The 18340-nt window shown below is 67.6% G+C and carries 19 protein-coding genes; 8 read left to right on the top strand and 11 right to left on the bottom strand.

The features are described from left to right. Positions 1 to 263: 263 nt before the first annotated feature. Genes EV667_RS07475 through EV667_RS07445 form a run of 7 tightly spaced genes read right to left on the bottom strand, consistent with a single transcriptional unit; the run spans position 264 to position 4338 of the window. Positions 264 to 1223 carry a sugar-binding transcriptional regulator gene (locus EV667_RS07475; protein ID WP_131834621.1) on the bottom strand — a complete coding sequence of 320 codons (960 nt, stop codon included), beginning with the start codon at positions 1221 to 1223 and terminating at the stop codon, positions 264 to 266. Then, positions 1220 to 1912, bottom strand: a complete 693-nt coding sequence (locus EV667_RS07470) for an HAD family hydrolase (protein ID WP_131834620.1) — start codon at positions 1910 to 1912, stop codon at positions 1220 to 1222. The genes EV667_RS07475 and EV667_RS07470 overlap by 4 nt, the downstream gene beginning before the upstream one ends. 48 nt (positions 1913 to 1960) lie before the next feature. After that, on the bottom strand, positions 1961 to 2392 hold the full coding sequence (locus EV667_RS07465) for a DUF6691 family protein (protein ID WP_131834619.1): 432 nt from the start codon (positions 2390 to 2392) through the stop codon (positions 1961 to 1963). 3 nt (positions 2393 to 2395) lie between these two features. Further along, on the bottom strand, positions 2396 to 2842 hold the full coding sequence (locus EV667_RS07460; RefSeq protein WP_131834618.1) for a YeeE/YedE family protein: 447 nt from the start codon (positions 2840 to 2842) through the stop codon (positions 2396 to 2398). A gap of 18 nt (positions 2843 to 2860) precedes the next feature. Beyond that, the gene (locus EV667_RS07455; protein ID WP_131834617.1) at positions 2861 to 3196 is read right to left on the bottom strand and encodes an ArsR/SmtB family transcription factor; all 336 of its coding nucleotides are present in this window, start codon (positions 3194 to 3196) and stop codon (positions 2861 to 2863) included. Between the two features lie 20 nt (positions 3197 to 3216). Next, positions 3217 to 4098 (bottom strand): MBL fold metallo-hydrolase, encoded by an 882-nt coding sequence (locus tag EV667_RS07450; protein ID WP_131834616.1) that lies wholly within the window; start codon positions 4096 to 4098, stop codon positions 3217 to 3219. 36 nt (positions 4099 to 4134) lie between these two features. Beyond that, the gene (locus tag EV667_RS07445) at positions 4135 to 4338 is read right to left on the bottom strand and encodes a YgaP family membrane protein (protein ID WP_131834615.1); all 204 of its coding nucleotides are present in this window, start codon (positions 4336 to 4338) and stop codon (positions 4135 to 4137) included. 307 nt (positions 4339 to 4645) lie between these two features. On the opposite strand from EV667_RS07445, the gene EV667_RS07440 reads away from it, so the two are divergent. Then, positions 4646 to 5575, top strand: a complete 930-nt coding sequence (locus EV667_RS07440) for an alpha/beta fold hydrolase (protein ID WP_131834614.1) — start codon at positions 4646 to 4648, stop codon at positions 5573 to 5575. Next, on the top strand, positions 5572 to 7161 hold the full coding sequence (locus tag EV667_RS07435; protein ID WP_131834613.1) for a rhodanese-like domain-containing protein: 1590 nt from the start codon (positions 5572 to 5574) through the stop codon (positions 7159 to 7161). The genes EV667_RS07440 and EV667_RS07435 overlap by 4 nt, the downstream gene beginning before the upstream one ends. Positions 7162 to 7343: 182 nt before the next feature. On the opposite strand, the gene EV667_RS07430 is transcribed toward EV667_RS07435, so the two are convergent. The 3 genes from EV667_RS07430 to EV667_RS07420 form a co-directional block, all read right to left on the bottom strand. Beyond that, the gene (locus EV667_RS07430; RefSeq protein ID WP_131834612.1) at positions 7344 to 8909 is read right to left on the bottom strand and encodes a tripartite tricarboxylate transporter permease; all 1566 of its coding nucleotides are present in this window, start codon (positions 8907 to 8909) and stop codon (positions 7344 to 7346) included. A 10-nt stretch (positions 8910 to 8919) separates the two neighbouring features. Continuing rightward, complete coding sequence (locus EV667_RS07425; protein ID WP_131834611.1) at positions 8920 to 9426, bottom strand: tripartite tricarboxylate transporter TctB family protein; 507 nt, start codon at positions 9424 to 9426, stop codon at positions 8920 to 8922. Positions 9427 to 9497: 71 nt separating this feature from the next. Continuing rightward, a complete protein-coding gene (locus EV667_RS07420) occupies positions 9498 to 10493 on the bottom strand; it encodes a tripartite tricarboxylate transporter substrate binding protein (RefSeq protein WP_245516017.1) in 996 nt (331 codons plus the stop codon). 524 nt (positions 10494 to 11017) lie between these two features. Here EV667_RS07420 and EV667_RS07415 point away from each other — a divergent pair. Genes EV667_RS07415 through EV667_RS07390 form a run of 6 tightly spaced genes read left to right on the top strand, consistent with a single transcriptional unit; the run spans position 11018 to position 17269 of the window. After that, on the top strand, positions 11018 to 12172 hold the full coding sequence (locus tag EV667_RS07415; protein ID WP_245516016.1) for an AbrB family transcriptional regulator: 1155 nt from the start codon (positions 11018 to 11020) through the stop codon (positions 12170 to 12172). Next, positions 12156 to 12950: an SDR family oxidoreductase gene (locus tag EV667_RS07410; RefSeq protein ID WP_131834609.1), complete on the top strand. Its 795-nt coding sequence runs from the start codon at positions 12156 to 12158 to the stop codon at positions 12948 to 12950. Before EV667_RS07415 ends, EV667_RS07410 begins: the two co-directional genes overlap by 17 nt. A gap of 11 nt (positions 12951 to 12961) precedes the next feature. Continuing rightward, positions 12962 to 14329 carry an MmgE/PrpD family protein gene (locus EV667_RS07405; protein ID WP_131834608.1) on the top strand — a complete coding sequence of 456 codons (1368 nt, stop codon included), beginning with the start codon at positions 12962 to 12964 and terminating at the stop codon, positions 14327 to 14329. 5 nt (positions 14330 to 14334) lie between these two features. After that, positions 14335 to 15432 (top strand): isocitrate/isopropylmalate dehydrogenase family protein, encoded by a 1098-nt coding sequence (locus tag EV667_RS07400; protein ID WP_131834607.1) that lies wholly within the window; start codon positions 14335 to 14337, stop codon positions 15430 to 15432. Next, positions 15419 to 16525, top strand: coding sequence for a tartrate dehydrogenase (locus EV667_RS07395; RefSeq protein ID WP_131834606.1), 1107 nt, complete (start codon positions 15419 to 15421; stop codon positions 16523 to 16525). Before EV667_RS07400 ends, EV667_RS07395 begins: the two co-directional genes overlap by 14 nt. Before the next feature lie 42 nt (positions 16526 to 16567). Further along, on the top strand, positions 16568 to 17269 hold the full coding sequence (locus EV667_RS07390) for an FCD domain-containing protein (protein ID WP_131834605.1): 702 nt from the start codon (positions 16568 to 16570) through the stop codon (positions 17267 to 17269). A gap of 44 nt (positions 17270 to 17313) precedes the next feature. Here EV667_RS07390 and EV667_RS07385 read toward each other — a convergent pair whose 3' ends face one another. After that, positions 17314 to 18339: a PdxA family dehydrogenase gene (locus EV667_RS07385; protein WP_131834604.1), complete on the bottom strand. Its 1026-nt coding sequence runs from the start codon at positions 18337 to 18339 to the stop codon at positions 17314 to 17316. Between the last annotated feature and the right edge of the window lies 1 nt (position 18340).

Below are 18340 nucleotides of genomic sequence, written 5' to 3'. Positions count from 1 at the left end.
GTCATAGCATTCCTCCCTTCGGCGTTCTTGAGCAAATAATCGCCGTATGGGCAAATACTCACGCGCACCCATGCAGGCGTCAAGTGAATTCGATGCTGCACGCGCGAGCAGTCCGCCCGTCTTTGGTCGAAAGCGCGCCATTTTGTGGTATTATATGCGGCAGCCCGGACACTTAGTGTGCACCCCACGCCACCGCCGGGCACGTGGCCGATGCGTCACAAGCCTCACATGCGCGTGTGCAGCGAGGGGGTTGGGGCGAAGACTCAGCCTGCCAGAATGCCGGCGGCGGTCGGCTCATCGGTCACGAGGCCGTTGATGATGCCGGAGGTCAGCGCCGCCCTGAGCGCGACGATCTTGGCGGCGCCGGCGGCAATGCCGATCACCGGGCGCTCCGGCGTGGCGATCTCCACCCTCACTCCGGTAAGGCGCGCATTGAGGGACAGGTCGAGATAGCGCCCCTGCCCGTCATAGATCCACCCGGCCACCTCGCCCGCCGCGCCGGCACGCTGGATCTCGTGCAGTTCGTCCGGGGTGAGGAAGCCGTCGGTCATCAGCGGCGCGTCCTCGCTCATCTGACCGACGCCGACAAAGGTCACGTCCGCCTTCTGCGCCAGCCCGCGCACCTTGCGCACCGCGCCGAGCGCCTGGAGCGTGCGGTTCTCCTCGACCGTGTCGACGAGCACCGGGACGGGCATCGGGTAATGCGGCGCCCGCACCTTTTCGGCGAGGCGCATGATGACCTCGAAATAGGAAGCCGAGCCATCGAGCGCGATGTTGCCGAGCAGCGAGACCAGCCGGTGCTGCGGCGCCTCCACCGGGCTCAGCGCGTCCACCATGCCGCGCAGAGCCCGCCCGGTGCCGAGCGCGATGACGCGCGAGCCGGACTCCGCCAGAACCCGCTCCATCTCTTCGGCCGCCGCCGGGGCGATGGAGCGCACCGGGTCGCGCGACGGCCCGAGCCCCGGCATCACCCGGCAGCGCACCAGCCCGAAGCGTTCGCGCAGCGCCGCCTCCAGTCCGATACAGCGGGCGAGGTGATGGTTGAGCCGCACGTGTATGAGCCCGGCAGCCGCCGCCCGGCTGACGAGGCGCTGCGCGCGCTGGCGCGACAGCCCCATCTCGCTGGCGATCTGGTCCTGGGTCAGGCCCCCGACATAATAGAGCCAGGCCGCGCGGGCTGCCTGGTCGTCGATCGTGGCGTCGATGGTGGGGGTCAGGCTCATGTCGGGTCTGCTATGCCGGCCGGGACGTGAAAGAGAGAGGGCATCGCCGCCCGGATTTGCGAGAAGCGGGCGAAGCGCTGGTGGGGGGTTATCCCGGCGGGCAGCGGCATGTCCATGGCCGCGAAGTGCGCGCCGCCGACGAAATGCCAAACCTCCATGCCGGCGGCAAGCCCGGCGGCGACGCCCGCCGCGCTGTCTTCCACCAACACGCAGGCGGCCGGGTGGGCGCCCATCTGCGCCGCCGCATAGAGGAAAAGGTCCGGCGCCGGCTTGCCGCGCGCTACCTGCGAGGCGGTGAAGGCGCGGCCCGCGAACACCTCCGCCAGCCCCACGATCCGCAGCGAGGCGGCCAGACGCGGCGGGCTGGACGAGGTGGCGAGACAGAACGGCACGGTGAGCGCCGCCAGCGCCTCCACCGCCCCTTCCATGGGAGCGAGGCCCGTCTCGAAGGCGGCGAGCAGCCGGCTGCGGTAATCCCCCTCGAAGGAGGCCGGCAGATCGCTGCCGAAGCGCGCCTGCACCTCGGTCCGGATCACCGTGTGGGCTCGGCCGATGAAATGGCGTGCCACGAAATCCATGTCGACGGCGACGCCGTGGCAGGCGAGCTCGGTGACGAGCGCGCGTGCAGCGAGCATCTCGCTGTCGATCAGCACGCCGTCGCAGTCGAAGATGATGAGCCCGGGCCGCATGTGAGCGGTCTAGCCCTCCCCTCGTCCTTCGTCCAGCGGCGCTGGTATTCAGCGCCCGCGTTCGGCCACCCACCGCGCCGCCCACATCCCCGCCAGCATGGCGGGAAGAAAGGCTAGCGTTCCCGGCGCGGCCAGTCCCAGCGCGGTGAAGGCCGGGCCGGGGCAGAAGCCGCCCAGCCCCCAGCCCATGCCGAACAGCGCCGGCCCGACGATCAGCCTTGCGTCGATATCGGACCGGGTCGGCAGTTGGAAGCGCGGCGCCATGAGCGGCTTGTCCCGCGTCAGCACCAGCCGGTAGCCGATGAAGGCGACCACGACCGCGCCGCCCATGACGAAGGCGAGCGAGGGGTCGAACGTGCCGGTGAGATCGAGGAAGTTCAGCACCTTGGCCGGGTCGCTCATGCCGGAAACAATGAGCCCGACGCCGAACAGCAGGCCGAGGCCGAGATTGACCAGGATGGACGCAAACGGAACCCGCATGCCTCAGCTCCCCATCACATGGCGCATGACATAGACGGTGGCAAAGCCCGCCGCCATGAACACGCCGGTGGCGACAAAGGAGCGCCGCGACAGGCGCGACAGGCCGCACACGCCATGCCCCGAGGTGCAGCCCGAGCCCCAGACTGAGCCAAAGCCGACCAGCAGGCCGGCGACCGCCATCAATGCGAGATTGGACGACACTGTCTGCACCACGGCCGTGCCGGTGGCGGCGGCGTAGAGAAAAGGCGCGGCGACCAGCCCGGCGACGAAGGCCAGCCGGCCGGCAAAGGCTGATCTTTCCGCAGAGGATTTGTCGCCATAAGGCGGAAGGAGCCGGCTGGCGATGCCGCTGATGCCGGCGATGCGGCCCTCCGCCAGCATCATCAGCACGGCGCTGAGGCCGATGAGGGCGCCGCCTATGAGGGAGGCAATCGGGGTGAATTCCGTCATGGGGCTTCCGTCGTGGGGCTATCGCGTCGCTTCGGCCGCGTGCGGCGCGCAGAACAGGGCATGCATGGTGGCGATGAAGGCTTCGACGCGCGGATCGGCGAGGCGGTAGAAAACCTGCTTGCCCTCCTTGCGCCCGACGATCAGCCCGGCCGTGCGCAGCCCGGCGATCTGCTGCGACAGGCCGGGCTGGCGGATGCCGAGAAGGTCCTCCAACTCGCGCACCGAGCGTTCGCCCTGCACCAGCGCGCAGGCCACCATCAGCCGGTCGGGGTTGGACAGGGTTTTCAGAAAGGCCGAGGCCTCGCCGACCCGGGCCTTCATGTCGGCGATCTCGATGGCAGGCGTGTCGAGCATCGTGTCTTCCCCGAATGGCGTCAGTCCCACACCGCGCCCTTGAGCAGGTCGAGCGGGATCTTGAGATAACGCACCCCGTTCGATTCCGGCACTGGCAGCCGGCCGCCATTGGTGTTGATCTGCAAGGATTGCAGGATCAGCTTTGGCATGGCGAGGCTGCGGTCCCGCTCCTCGCGGACCGCGACGAAGGCCTCCTGCGTGGCGCAGCGCGCCATGTGGATGTTACTCGCCTTCTGCGCGGCAACGGTGGATTCCCACATCGGCGCCCGCCCGTCCGGCTGGTAGTCATGGCCGGTGAAAAGGCGGGTCGCGTTGGGAAGCGCCAGAATGGCCTGGATCGAGTTCCACAGCACCTTGGCGGTGCCGCCGGGAAAATCCGCCCGGGCGGTGCCGCTGTCGGGCATGAAGAGCGTGTCGTGGACGAAGGCGGCATCGCCGATGACATAGGTGATCGAAGCCAGCGTGTGCCCGGGCGAGAACATCACCCGGGCGTCGATGCCGCCGACCTTGAACGTGTCACCTTCGCGGAACAGCCGGTCCCATTGCGAGCCGTCGGCGGGCACGTCCGGCCAGTTGTAGAAGCTGTTCCAGAGTTTCTGCACGTCCTTCACCCGTTCGCCAATGGCGGTGGGCGCACCGGTCTTCTCTCTGAGATAATGCGCGGCAGAGAAGTGGTCGGCGTGGGGGTGGGTGTCGAGAATCCACTTCACCGTGTAGCCCCGCGCCCGCACGAAGGCGAGGATGCGGTCGGCATTGACCGTGGCCGTCTGGCCCGACTTCTCGTCGAAATCATGGACCGGATCGACGATCGCGCACCTCTTCGCCGCCGGATCGGCAACGACATACTGAATCGACGAGGTGCGCGGGTCGAAGAAGCCGGTCACTTCGGGCTTCTGCGTCATGGGAAACTCCTCGGCGTCAACCGGCCTCGGCCGGCCTCACGTGCGCCCGGCCACCGGGCAGGTGGAAAGGCCGAGCACGGAATAAAGCGGGCAATTGCCCATCAGCGCGGTGAGCAGCGGCACGACGCCGATGAGGCCGATCCAGCGAAGATCGCCGTCCAGTACGAGAGTGAGCGAGAGCAGGACGAGGCCGAGGGCGATGCGGACGGCCTTGTCGACGGGTCCGATGTTGCGGGTCATGGCGGGTTTCCTGAGCGCGGCGGGTCCGTTCCCGTCACACTCTATCTATAACAATTGCATTTAATTGCAATCGTTATCACGCAAGTATAAATACGCAGGCTGGCCTGTGTCAGTGTCTCTCAAAGTTGCACTACGGCTCCACCATAGGGGTCAGGATCGCCGCGGGTCTGGTCGACAATCCAAACGTTGTCGCCAATCGCCCGTGGAGAGGCCCACTCCGATGCAATCCCCTTGCCTTTCCCGCCCATATTGTTGACAGTTGGCACAATGCGGATAAATCCGCTCGACCCCTGCGAGGAGGCGCCCGATGGACGTTGCAGAAGCCGTTCCCGAACTCGTTCACTCCACACGGCTGATGGAGGGCTTCACCTTCCAGCGCATCAAGACGCGCGGCGCCGAGATCAATGTCGCCACCGCCGGCGAGGGCCCGCCCCTCCTGCTCATCCATGGCAACCCGCTCACGCTGGTGAGCTGGCACAAGGTCGCCCCTTCGCTGGCGCGCGACTTCTCCGTCGTCGCCATCGACATGCGCGGCTATGGCGACAGCTCCAAGCCCGAGGGCGGCGAGGATCATTCTGGCTATTCGTTCCGGGCGCTGGGCGAGGATGCATTCGAGGTGATGGACGCGCTCGGCCATGAGACCTTCGCCGTCGCCGGCCACGACCGGGGCGCCCGCGTCGGCTTCCGCATGGCGCTCGACCGGCCCGAGCGCGTCACCCGCTATGCCGCTCTCGACATCGTGCCGACGCACCACGTGCTGAACAACATCACGCTCGGCTGGGCCCGCGAGAGCTATCACTGGTTCTTCATGGCGCAGAAGGCGCCCTTCCCGGAGAACCTGCTGGGCGCCGACCTCGATTATTACATGCGCTACAAGCTCAACAAGAAGGGCGTGGGGCTGGAAATCTTCACGCCTGAGGCGATGGAGGAATATATACGCTGCGCCACCAAGGAGCAGATCCACGCCGTCTGCGAGGATTACCGCGCGACCATCACCGTCGACCTCGACATGGACACCGCCGATTACGGCAGGCGCAAGATTGAGTGCCCGACGCTGGTCATCTGGGGCACCAACAGCCATTGCGGGCGGCACTTCAAGCCGGTCGAAGCGTGGTCGGAATGGGCGGACGACCTTGTCGGCCTGCCGGTGCCGACCGGCCATTATCCGGCCGAGCATCGCCCGGACCTGATCTACGCCGCCTTCCACCGCTTCTTCCACGGTGAGCCCGTGACATGAGCGTGGCATCGGTGACGGCAGCGGCGGCGAAAAACCGCCTGCATGCCGGTGAGGAAATCGCCTTTCTCGACGTGCGCGAGGCGGCGGCCTTCGGCGAGGGGCATCCGCTCTTCGCCATTCCCTGCCCGTTCAGCCGGCTGGAGGCCACCGCCCTCGCCCTCGTGCCGCGCGCCGATTGCCCGGTGCTGCTCATCGACGACGGCGACGGCATCGCCATGAGGGCGGCGCAGCGTCTGGCGGCCTGCGGCTACACCGACATCGCGGTGATCGCGGGCGGGCTTCCCGCCTGGGAAGCGGCGGGGCTGGGCGTTTTCGCCGGGGTCAACGTGCCGAGCAAGACGCTGGGCGAACTGCTGGAGCACGACCATCACCCCGCGATGATCGACGCCGCAACGCTTGCCAACTGGCAGCGCGAGGGGCGCCCGCACGCCTTTTTCGATGCCCGGCCGCCGGCCGAATACGCCAAGATGCGGATCGAGGGTGCGCGCTGCGTACCGAATGGGGAACTCGCCCATCGCGTCGGCGCCGCCGTGCCGGACGCGGCGACGCCCATCGTCATCACCTGCGCTGGGCGCACGCGCGGCATTGTCGGTGCGCTGACGCTGCGCGCCATCGGCGTGACCAACCCGGTCTATGCGCTGGAGAACGGCACGCAGGGCTGGGCGCTGGCCGGCCTGCCCCTCGACCGGGGCGCCAGCGCCGATCCCATGCCGGAACTGGACGCCGGCCAGGCGCAGGCCAGCCGGGCAAGCGCAGCGCGCCTCATCGCCGCGTCGCACCTGTCCACGCTCACGCCCGGTGAGGCGGAAGGCCTGCTGGATGAGGCCGGTCGCACCACCTTCCTGTTCGATCTGCGCAGCGAAGAGGAACGGGCCGCGCCGCCGGTGCCGGGCGCCATCCCCGCCCTCGCCGGCCAGCTGATCCAGGCAACCGACCAGTATGTCGGCGTCCGCCATGGGCGGCTGATCCTGATGGACGACACCGGATTGCGGGCCGCGCTGGCCGGGCTGTTCCTGCGCGCGCTCGGCTTCGAGGTGCATGTGCTGGCGCTCGACGATGCCGAGGGGGTCGATGCCCCCGCCGTTCCGCACCCCGCGCTGAAGGCCCCTGCCCGGCCGCTGTCGGTGGACGCGAGGGCGGCATGGAGCCTCGCCCAGAGCGGCGTGCCGGTGCTGGATCTGCGCAGTTCCACCGAATGGGAGGCGTGGAGGCTCGAAGGGGCGCGCTGGGTGCTGCGCGGCGATCTGCCGGGCGCGCTTGCCGCTTCCACGCGGCGGGTGCTGCTGCTCGGCGACGCCGCCGCCGTCGCGGCCGCCACCTGCGAGTTGCAGGCGGCCGGCATATCGGCCCGCTGGCTACCGGCCGATGCCGATGCCTGCGCACAGGCGGGGTGGCCGGTCGACCGGGTCAAGCGGCGCATGAGCCGGGAGGATGCCCGCGACCGCGTGTGGTTCGTGCATGACCGCCATGACGGCAACAAGGAGGCGTCCCGCCAGTATCTCGCCTGGGAAATGAACCTCATCAACCAGCTCGACGCGGCCGAGCGCGCGGCGTTCGCCCCGGTCTCCATCGGCGCCACTGCCTGACCTCTCGCCGCCATCCCGACCAGACCCAAAGACCCCCTCCGTCCTCGACGGCGGGGGTTTTTTCGTGCCCGTGCCATGAGTGCCGTCAGTGCCGGGGTGCCCGCGCGCCGCGCATGGAAAAGGGCGGGTTTGCACCCGCCCTTTCGGAAAGCCTCGCGAGACGGTGGGAGACAGAGGAACCGTCAGCCCTTGCTCGGCGTGTGGGCGTGGCTCGCCTCGTCCTGCATCCGCAGCATCGCTTCAGCCTCGGCCGCCTCGGCGCGGTTCTGCTTGCGCTTGCCCCACGCGGTCATCGCCAGCGAGATGAACATCACCGCGAAGATCGCCATCGCGCCCGGCCGCTCCAGCACATAGAGCGGGTTGCCGCCCGAGAGCTGGTAGGAGCGCAGGAACTCGGTTTCCAGCATGCGCCCGAGCAGGATGCCGACCACCACCGCCGAGACGGGATATTGGTAGCGGTTGAGCGCGTAGCCCAGCAGGGCGAAGACGAACAGCGTGATCGGACCGGCCGCTTCGCCCGTTACCGCGAAGGTGCCGAGCGTGGCGATGACGAGGATCGCCGGCAATACGTAGCGCGTCCGCACCTTCATGATGTTGGAGGCGACGTAGATGAAGCCGATGCCCACCGCCAGCAGCACGATGGCCTGGACGATGTTGTTGAGGATGATCGCGTAGACCATCGGCTTCTGGGTCTCGATGAAGCTCGGGCCGGGCACGATGTTGTGCATCATGAAGGCCGCGATCAGGATCGCCGTCGCGCCGCCGCCGGGGATGCCGAGCGCCAGCATGGTGGCCATGGAGCCGCCTTCGCCGCTCGCCACTGCCGATTCCGCCGCGATGACGCCCTTGGGGTTGCCCTTGCCGAAGGTCGCGCTGTCCTTGGCGGTGCGCTTGGTCTCGGCATAGGCGATGAGGTTGCCGATGGACGAGCCGACGCCCGGCACGGCACCGATGATGATGCCGATGATGGAGCCGCGCAGCAGCACGCCGGGATATTTCAACGTGCCCCAGCACCCCTTGAGGATCTTGCGCAGGCTGACCTCGCGCGACCCTTCCGCCTCGATGATGTAGTCACGCGTTGCGAGGCTGAGCAGCTGGCTTGCCGCCAGCAGGCCGATCATGGCCGGGATCGGCGCGATGCCGTCGAGCAGGACCGGCAGGCCCAGCGTGCCACGGGTGAAGCCGGCGGTGTTCATGCCCACCGTGCCGAGCAGGATGCCGAAGGCGGCGGCGAGCAGGCCGCGGCTGATATAGGTGGAGCCGAGCGAGCCCAGCAGCATCATGCCCCAAATCGCCACCGCGAACATTTCCACCGGGCCGATGCGCAGCACAATGTCGGCGAGCGGCTCGATGACCAGCAGCAGCAGCACATAGCCGGCGATGCCGCACAAGGTGGAGGCGAACAGCGCGTAGCCGAGCGCCTCGTTATGCTCGCCCTTCTGCGACATGGCATAGCCGTCGAAGGTCGTCGCGAAGGACGATGGCGACCCCGGTATGTTCATCAGGATCGCTGGAACCGAGCCGCCGAACCCCGCTCCGGTATAGACCGAGGTGAGGAAGACGATGGCCGAGAAAAAGTCCATGTAGAGCGACATCGGCAGCACGATCGCCATCGCCATGGTGATCGAGATGCCGGGAATGGCGCTGAAGACGAGGCCGACGATCAGGCCGGGGACAATCCACCCCCAGGACCCGACCGACGTGAACATGATGCCCAAGGCTTCATTGAAGGCGGATACGTCGATCATCGGGCGCGCCTCACAGCAGCATTGTGTGCATGGGATAGGAAATCAGGGCGCGGAAGCCGTAGATCGTGACCAGAGTCACACCCAGCGAGAACAGCAGCAGGCGCAGGGGTCGCCGCTCGCCGCAGATAGCCATCGCCGCCGCCGAGAAAAGGAAGATGGCGATGTCGAAGCCGATGACGTCGAGCAGGAAGACCATCAGGCCCAGCGACACGCCGAGCGCGAGCATGCGCATCACATCGGACCGCTCCGACGGGATGGTCACATGCAACGGGTCCTTCTGAGTGGGGCTCTTCGCCGCCTCGCGGGCATCAACCCGGTGGAAACACTGGGGCAGGATGAACAGGTACATGGCCAGCGCGAAGATCGCCACCGGCTGCACCAGAAGAAGATTGTTCACGCTCAGCGAAACGCTTCGGGCATCCAAAAGGTACCAGAAGACGACGGCCGCAATAAACGTGACGAGCGACAGATGGCCATAATCGATGTCGTAGCTGTGCCGACCGATGCGCATCTTCATCTCCATTCGTCGGAGGAGCGAGAATGAAGGCGGGCGCAAAGCGAATGCGGCCCGCCTCCTCTTGATGCGGCCTACTTCAGCAGGTCGACGTACTTCGCCATCTTGGCGGCGTTGTCGAGATAGGCCTTGTCGGACGCCTCGGGGCCGTACCAGGTGGTGGCGAGTTCCTGCAGCTTCAGCGTCTCGATCGACTTCGGGTTCTTGCTGGCCTTCTCAACCGCCGCGACGAGCGTCTTGTAGATCTCAGGCTGCTCGTTGCGGAGCTTCGTGGTGACGGCCCAGCCGCGCTGCGAGCCTTCGACGAAGTCGGTCTTGATGCCGGTAGAGCCGATCAGCGGCGCGTCGGGGTACCATTCCACCTTCTCGGCGGCGAAGATGGCGAGCGGGCGGATCTTGGTCTTGAGCGGCAGGAAGCCCTCGCCGCCGACAAAGCCGACGTCGACCTGCGCGCCGGCGGTGGCGTTGCGGGCCGGGCCGCCGCCATCATAGGTGACGATGCGCAGCTTGCTGGCATCAATGCCGGCGGCCTGGAAGACCAGCACCATGTTGGCATAGTCGGCCGAGGCCGGCTGCACGCCGATGCTCAGGCTCGACGGGTCCTTCTTCAGCTTGTCGATCACCTCGGCGAAAGTCTTCACCGGGCCATCGGACGAGGTCGCCGCCAGCGTGTAGTCACGCGACGGCAGGTTGATCATCGAGAAATCCTCGACCTTGTAGGGCGCATTCTGCAGCAGCACGGTGAGCGGGATATAGGGCGCCGCCGAGGTGCACAGGATGGAATAGCCATCGGCCGGCTGGTTCAGCGCATAGGAATTGCCCAGCTGGGTGCCGGCGCCAGGCTTGTTGACGATCACAAGCGGCTGGCCCAGCTCCTTTTCGAGGTAGGGCATGAAGGCACGGGAGAGACGATCATTGTAGCCGCCGGTGGCGAAGGGCACGATCACGTTGATCGGGCGGCTGGGATAGGTCGCGGCGCGCAGGATGGACGGCATGGCAACCATGCCGGAGACCGCTGCGAGGCCGCCCGCTGAAATCTTGAAGGCATCTCTGCGTGTGAAATCTGTCATGTTTTCCTCCCGCCGTTCCATCTGGATCCTTCGGCCGGCGGCCATGAAGCGGCCGGCCCGTGTGGATTAGGCATGGCAAGACTGTCCCGCTGCCCGTCAACTGTCAACACATTTGCGGATACGTTCTATGGGCGACCGACTCCGGCCAACCACGATCGGCTGTAACCGGGTGGTATCGTTACGGCGTCACACATCGCAGAGTCGTTGAAAGACGCCGTGCAGGGCCTTTTCAGTGCCCTGTCGACCGCTGCAGCGGGGCGGGGCGGCATCCATCAATCTGTTGACAGTTATCATTACAGATGTCTCTATCGCCCCATGCCCTGCCGGCGGAGACCTGCCCGCTGCGAGACAGGCGCCAACAAGCCGTCGCGGCCCTGTAAACCGTCGCGGCACATTGGGGAGGCCGTCATGTCCGAACGCCCGCGCCACCGCCGGATGCCGGCCTCCCGCATTTCCCAAATCGTCGTGCGTACCCGAATCGCCGTGACGAAAACGCAGGCGCGTGCCGGGCGAGCGAACGGGTGATGGCGGCGCGTTCCGAACCGCCCGATCCGGCGGGCGAAGGAGAGGCATTGCGGGCTTCCTCGCGGGGCTCCTCGCCCAGCCCCTCGCCGAAACCCTCCTGGCACTGGGCCGGGCTGCGCCTGCTCGGCACCTATACGCTCGCCGCCGCTGCCGGCTATGCCGCCTCGCTGATCCACATCCCCCTGCCCTGGATGCTCGGACCGCTCTTCGTCTGCGGCCTGCTGAACGTCTCGGGCGTGCCGCTGCAGGCCGGGTGGCATCTGCGCGAGATCGGACAGGTCATCGTCGGCCTCGCCATCGGCATGCGGTTCACCCCGCATCTACTGCTGGTCTCGCTGGAACTGCTGCCGGCGATGCTGCTGGCGACGCTCTACATCATTCTCGCCACCTTCATCGGCGCGCTCATCATGCGGCCGCTGGCGCGCATCGACCCGACCACCGCCTTCTTCGCCACCGCCGCCGGCGGCATGGCCGACATGGCCGTCGTGGCGGCGGCGCGCGGGGGCGACACCAATGCGGTGTCGATCGTCCACGCGCTGCGGGTGACGACGGTTGTCAGCATCGTGCCGTTCATGGTGTTCGCCTTCGGCGAAGCCGGCACCGTCAACACGGTCGATCCGGCCACCTCGCACGATCTGCTACTGCTCGCCCTCGGCCTCGTCATCGCCTATCTCGGCGCGCAGGCGCTGCGCCCGACGGTGATCCCCAACCCGTGGCTGCTCGGCTCGCTGCTGCCGAGCGCGGCGCTGGGCGCCTCGGGGCTGATGAATGTCGCGGTGCCCGGCATCCTCATCATCGCCGCGCAGATCATGATCGGCGTCTGGCTGAGCATGCGGTTCAAGCGCGACCTGTTCGTGCGGCTGCCGCGCGTTGCCGCTTCCGGGCTGCTGATCGGGGTGCTGCTGATCCTCGCCGCCGCCGTCGGCGCAGAGGTGCTCTCGCTCGCCACCGGCCTGCCGCTGACCACCAGCTTCCTCGCCCTCGCCCCGGCGGCGATCACCGAAATGGTGCTGACCGCCAAGGCGATGCACGCCGATGCCGAGCTCGTCACGGCCTTTCACATCGTCCGCATCGCGGTGATCTCGTCGACCATCCTGATCGTCTTCCGCGTCTACCGTTTCGTGCTGAGGAGCCATTATGAATCTGGGGTTTGACGGCCGCCGCGCCGTCATCGTCGGCGGCAGCTACGGCATTGGCGAGGCCACCGCCGCCATTCTGCTGCGCGAGGGCGCGCGGGTGCTCATTGCTTCGCGCAGCCGGGACAATCTCGACGCCGCGAGCGCCCGCCTCATCGCGGCGACCGGGCGCGCGCCGGAGACTTTCGTTGCCGATGTGGTGAAGGACGCCGCCTCGGCCGTCGCACTCATGGCGCAGGCGCACGCGCTGTGGGGCGGGCTCGACATCCTCGTGAGCGCGGTGGGCGGCAGCGTGCGGGCGGATTTCGACACGCTGGGCGATGACGACTGGCTCGGCAGCTACGAATTCAACGTGCTCTCCACGGTGCGCACCATCCGCGCCGGCCTGCCGCTTCTGGAGCAGGGCGAGGCGCCCGCCATCGTCACGCTCGGCGCGGCGGCGGCCAAGATGCCCTACGCCCACCAGATCATGACCAATGTCCACAAGGCCGGCCTGCTCGGCCTGGTGAAGACGCTGGCGCTGGAACTCGGCGAGAAGGGCATCCGCATCAACGCGGTCGGCCCCGGCCGGACCAAGACCGCTCTCTGGATCAACCGCGCCACCAAGATGGCGGCGGAGCGCGGCGTGCCGGTGGAGGAGATCTACGCGGAATTCTCGCACGAGATCCCGCTCGGGCGCTTCGCCGAACCGGACGAGATCGCGGTCATGGTTGCCTGGCTCGCCAGCCCGCTCGCCAGCTACGTCACCGGCCAATCCATCAATGTCGACGGCGGCATCGCGCGCGGCCTCGTTTAAAGGAGAACAGAATGTCCACGAAAGACGTCACCCGCCAACTCGCCACCTGGATCGTCGGCTGCAGGCTCGACGACATTCCCGCCCCCGTGCAGGCCGAAGGCGTGCGCACCTTCTTCAACTGGATGGGCTGCGCCGTCGGCGGCGCCAGCCACGAGACCGTCGACCGGGCGCTGGCCGGCATCGGCCCCTTCGCCGGCAAGCCGCAGGCGAGCGTGCTCGGGCGCGGCGAGCGGCTGGACGTGCCGAACGCGGCACTGATCAACGGCATCTCCTCCCATGTGCTGGACTATGACGACACCCACCTGAAAACCATCATCCACCCCGCCGGCCCGGTCGCTTCCGCTTTGCTGGCGGCGGCCGAATATCAGCCGATGACCGGCGCCGACTTCCTCAACGCGCTGATCGTCGGCGTCGAGGTCGAATGCCGGATCGGCAACAGCGTGTATCCCGAGCACTATGACCGCGGCTGGCACATCACCGGCACGACAGGCGTGTTCGGCGCCGCCGCCGCCGTCGGCCACATGCTCAAGCTCAATGAGACCGAGATGGTCTGGGCACTCGGCATTGCCGCCACGCAGGCCTCTGGGCTGCGCGAAATGTTCGGCACCATGTGCAAGAGCCTGCATCCCGGCGCCGCCGCCCGCAATGGTGCGCTGGCCGCCTTCCTCGCCAAAGCCGGCTTCGACAGCTCGCTGCGGGCGATCGAGGCGCCGCGCGGCTTCGCCAACGTGCTCTCCACCAAGCAGGATTATAACGAGATCCTCGGTGGGCTCGGGCAGAACTGGGAGGCCGGGCTCAACTCCTACAAGCCGTTTGCCTGCGGCATCGTCATCCACCCCACCATTGATGGCTGCCAGCAGCTGCGCGAGGAACTCGGCGACGCGGTGCGGAAGATCGCGGCGGTGCGCCTGCGCACCCACCCGCTGGTGCTGGAACTGACCGGCAAGCGCACGCCGAAGACCGGGCTGGAGACCAAGTTCAGCGTCTTCCACGCCGCCGCCTGCGCCCTGCTGCGCGGCGATGGTTCGCCCACCGCCTTCACCGACGAGGCCGCCAACGCGCCTGACATCATCGCGCTGCGCGACAAGGTCTCGGCCACCTCCGACACGTCCGTGCACGAGGCGTCCGTCGTCATCGAGGTGGAGTTCACTGACGGGCGGGTGATCGAGAAGGTGATCGAGCGCGCCATCGGCAGCCACGAGAAACCGCTGAGCAACGCCCACCTGGAGCGCAAATTCGCCCACCAGGCGTCGCTGGTCGTCGGCGACGAGGTCACGCAGGCTCTCATGGCCCTGTGCTGGCGCCTGCCGGAACTCGGCGATGTCGGCGAAGTCGCCCGCGCCTCGGTGCCGGCCGGCCTGCGCGACGCGGCGGAGTGAGCGCCATGGCCTCGCACCCGCCGCTCCGCATCGGCGTCCTCAATGGCGACGATATCGGCCACGAGATCGTGCCCGCCGCGCACCGCATAGCGAGCGCAGCGGCGCAGGCCTGCGGCCTCGCCATCGACTGGCGCCCGATGCCGCTCGGCCGCAAGGCGCTAGACGAGCTCGGCCACACCATGCCGCCGGGCACGCTGGAGACGCTCGGCACGCTGGACGGCTTCATTCTCGGGCCGATCGGCCATCAGGCCTATCCGAAGGTGCCGGAGGCGATCAACCCGCACCCGATCCTGCGCAAGAGCTTCGACCTGTTCGCCAATGTGCGCCCCACCCGTTCCTATCCCGGGCTCGGCTGCCTTTATGACGATATCGACCTCGTCATCGTGCGCGAGAACAATGAGGGCTTCCAGCCGGACCGCAACGTGGTGGCCGGCTGTGGCGAGTTCCGCCCCACCCACGACACCACCATCTCGGTGCGCGTCATCACCCGCGAGGGCAGCCGCAAAGTCGCCCGCGCCGCCTTCGAGATCGCCCGCGCCCGCAAGAAGCGGCTCACGGTCGTGCACAAGAACACCGTGTTCAAGCTCGGCTGCGGCATGTTCGTGGAGGAGTGCTACGAGGCGGGGAAGGAATTCCCCGATGTCGCCATCGAGGAGGTGATCGTCGACACCTTCGCCATGAAGCTGGTGCGCGAGCCGCAGCGCTTCGACACGGTCGTGACCACCAACATGTTCGGCGACATCCTCACCGACGAGGCGGCCGGGCTGGTCGGCGGGCTCGGCATGGCGCCGGGCCTGTGCATCGGACGGGGCGACATCGCCATGGCGCAGGCCACCCATGGCTCGGCACCCGACATCGCCGGCAAGGGCATCGCCAACCCTTATGCGATGATCGAATCCACCCGGATGCTGATCGAATGGCTCGGGCGCCGGCGCGGCATTCCCGCCGCTGGCGAGGCGGCCGCGCTGATGAAGGCCGGCATCGACGCGGCGCTGGCCGACCCCGCGACCCGCACGCCCGACATTCGCGGCACCGGCACCCAGACCGACATGGTCGACGGCATTCTGAAGTTCATGGAGAACCACGCTCATGCGCCGGCATAAAATCGCGCTCATTCCCGGGGACGGCATCGGCTCCGACGTCATCAATGCCGGCCGCGAAGTGCTCGACGCGCTGGCCGCCACCGAAGGCGGCTTCGGCTTCGATTTCGAGAGCTTCGACTGGGGCTCGGACCGCTATCGCCGCGTCGGCACCATGATGCCGCAGGACGGCGTCGACACGTTGCGCGGCTTCGACGCCATCTATTTCGGCGCCGTCGGCGATCCGGAGATCCCTGATCACATCACCCTGTGGGAACTGCGCCTCGCCATTTGCCAGGGGCTCGACCAATACGCCAATGTCCGCCCCTCGCGCCTGTTGCCCAACATCATTGGCCCGCTGCGGCCGGAACTCGGCAAGGACATCGACTGGGTGATCGTGCGCGAGAACAGCGAGGGCGAATATGCCGGCGCTGGCGGCCGGGCGCATCGCGGCCTGCCGATCGAGGTCGGCATCGACGTCTCGGTGTTCACCCGCGCCGGCATCGAGCGGGTGTGCCGCTTCGCCTGCGAACTCGCCATGTCGCGGGCGCGCAAGAAGCTGACCATCGTCACCAAGTCCAACGCGCAACGCCACGGCATGGTGCTGTGGGACGAGGTGTGCCGGGGGGTGATCAAGGACTTCCCGGAGCTGGAGGTCGACTGGATGCTGGTCGACGCCATGACCATGCGCCTTGTGCTGCGCCCCGGCACGGTCGACACGGTGCTGGCCACCAACCTGCATGCCGACGTGCTCTCCGACCTCGCCTCGGCGCTGAGCGGCAGCCTTGGCATCGGCGCCACGGCGAATTTGGCGCCGGACCGCTCCACCCCCTCCATGTTCGAGCCCATCCACGGCTCCGGCTTCGACCTGATCGGCAAGGGTATCGCCAACCCGATCGGCGCGTTCTGGAGCGCGGTGATGATGCTGGAGCATCTGGGCGAGGCGCAGGCGGCCACGCGGCTCATGGTCGCCATCGAGCAGGTGACGGCGGATGGCACCGCGTTGACGCCCGATCTCGGCGGAACGGCGCGGACTGAGGACGTGACGGCGGCGGTGATCGCCCTGCTTCAACGTCAAAGTGTCGCGGAAGCCGGCGCAACCCGCAGCGTGGCGTAGAAACTGGAAGCCTTCCAACGCGAAACTGTTTACAATTAACGGATGAGCATTGTCAGCGATTCCGCGCATTTGAACGATTTGACCGTTGTGAAGAGCGTCTCCCTGACGAGCGCGCTCGAAAAGGAACTTGAGCGCCTCATTCTCACTGGCGAGCTGGAGCCGGGGGTTCGGATCAACGAGATCCATCTCTCGAACCGTTTCGGCACCAGCCGCGGCCCGATCCGCGAGGCTACCCGTAGCCTTGAGGCGAAAGGGCTGGTCGAGGTGGTGCGCAATCGCGGCGTCTTCGTCCGGCGGCTGTCGGTCGAGGACGCGGTCGAAATCTACGACGTGCGCGCGGCACTGTTCGGCCAGGCCGGCCGGCTGCTGGCGGAACGCATGACCGACGGCCTGCTCGCGGAGCTGACCCGCATGGTCGACGAGATGGACGCGGTGGCCGAGCGCGGCAGCTTCGATGATTATTACCCGCTCAATCTCGGCTTCCACAATCTCATCGTCAGCTCGTGCGGCAACCGTACTTTGCTTGCCGAGTACCACCGCTTCGTCAACAAGCTGCATCTGTTCCGTGCCCGCGCGCTGGTGCAGGGCGGCGGTCTTGCGGTGTCGAACCGCGAGCACCGGGCGATGCTGGAAGCGCTGGCCTCCGGCGATGGCGAGCGGGCGCAGGTGACGCATTGGCGCCATGTGGCGCTGGCCAAGCGCCGGCTGATCGCCGCCGTCGACGGGCACGCCCGCAACGATTGAAGCGGGCCTCCCCCTCTCCGGCGGAGAGAGGGAGTAACGCCGCCTCACGCGGCGGCGCGGGCCTCGATCTTGCGGGACGCCACGCGGGCCGCGAGGTGGATCGCGGACCGGAGTGCGCCGATATCGGCCACGCCCTTGCCGACGATATCGAAGGCGGTGCCGTGCGCCGGGGTGGTGAACACCACTTCCAGCCCGGCGGTGATAGTCACGCCCTTGTTGAAGCCCTTGAGCTTGGTCGCGATCTGCCCCTGGTCGTGATACATCGCCAGCACGCTGTCATAGGCGCCGGCAAACGCCTTGAGATAGACGGTGTCGGACGGGAACGGGCCCTCGCAGTCGATGCCCTGGGCCGCCATTGCCTCCACCGCTGGGCGGATGATGTCGATTTCCTCGGTGCCGAACAGCCCGCCTTCGCCACCATGCGGGTTGAGCGCCGCGACCGCGATGCGGGGGGCGTCGATGCCGGCCTTGCGCATGGTCGTGTCGGCAAGGCGCAGCGCGCCGCACACGGCGTCGAACGTCACCTGGTCCAGCGCCGTGCGCAGCGAGACATGCGAGGTGACGCGCGTCATCCACTGGCCCTCCAGCACGTTCATCTCGCTGAACGGGCCTTTATGGTCGAGCAGATGGGCGAACATCTTGTGCTCGTCGGGAAAGCGCCAGCCGCCCTTGAACATGGCCTGCTTGTTGAGCGGGGCGAAGCACACGCCGTCTACCTCGCCCGCCTTGGCAAAGTCGATGGCGCGGGAGAGCGTGTCGCCAGTCAGCCGGCCGGAATCGGGATTGGCGACGCCGAGCGGGAACGCCGCCGGGTCGGTATTGCCGAGATCGACCAGCGGGATGCCGGGTGCTTCCCAGTCCACCGCGCCCGGCGAGGCGTAGCGGGCGAAAGCGAGGTCCACCCCGGCATGGCGGGCGCCCATTTCCAGAACGCGGGCGTCGCCGACGACCACGAGCCGCGCCACATCCTCTAGGCCACCCTGGCTGAGAAGGCGCGCGGTCTGTTCCGGGCCGATGCCGGTGCAGTCGCCGGGGGTGAGGGCGAGGATGGGAAGGGGGTGCGCGGTCATG

Origin of the sequence: Ancylobacter aquaticus (genome assembly GCF_004339465.1) — a bacterium.
Taxonomy (GTDB): domain Bacteria; phylum Pseudomonadota; class Alphaproteobacteria; order Rhizobiales; family Xanthobacteraceae; genus Ancylobacter; species Ancylobacter aquaticus.
This window is presented reverse-complemented; position numbering and strand designations above follow the sequence as displayed.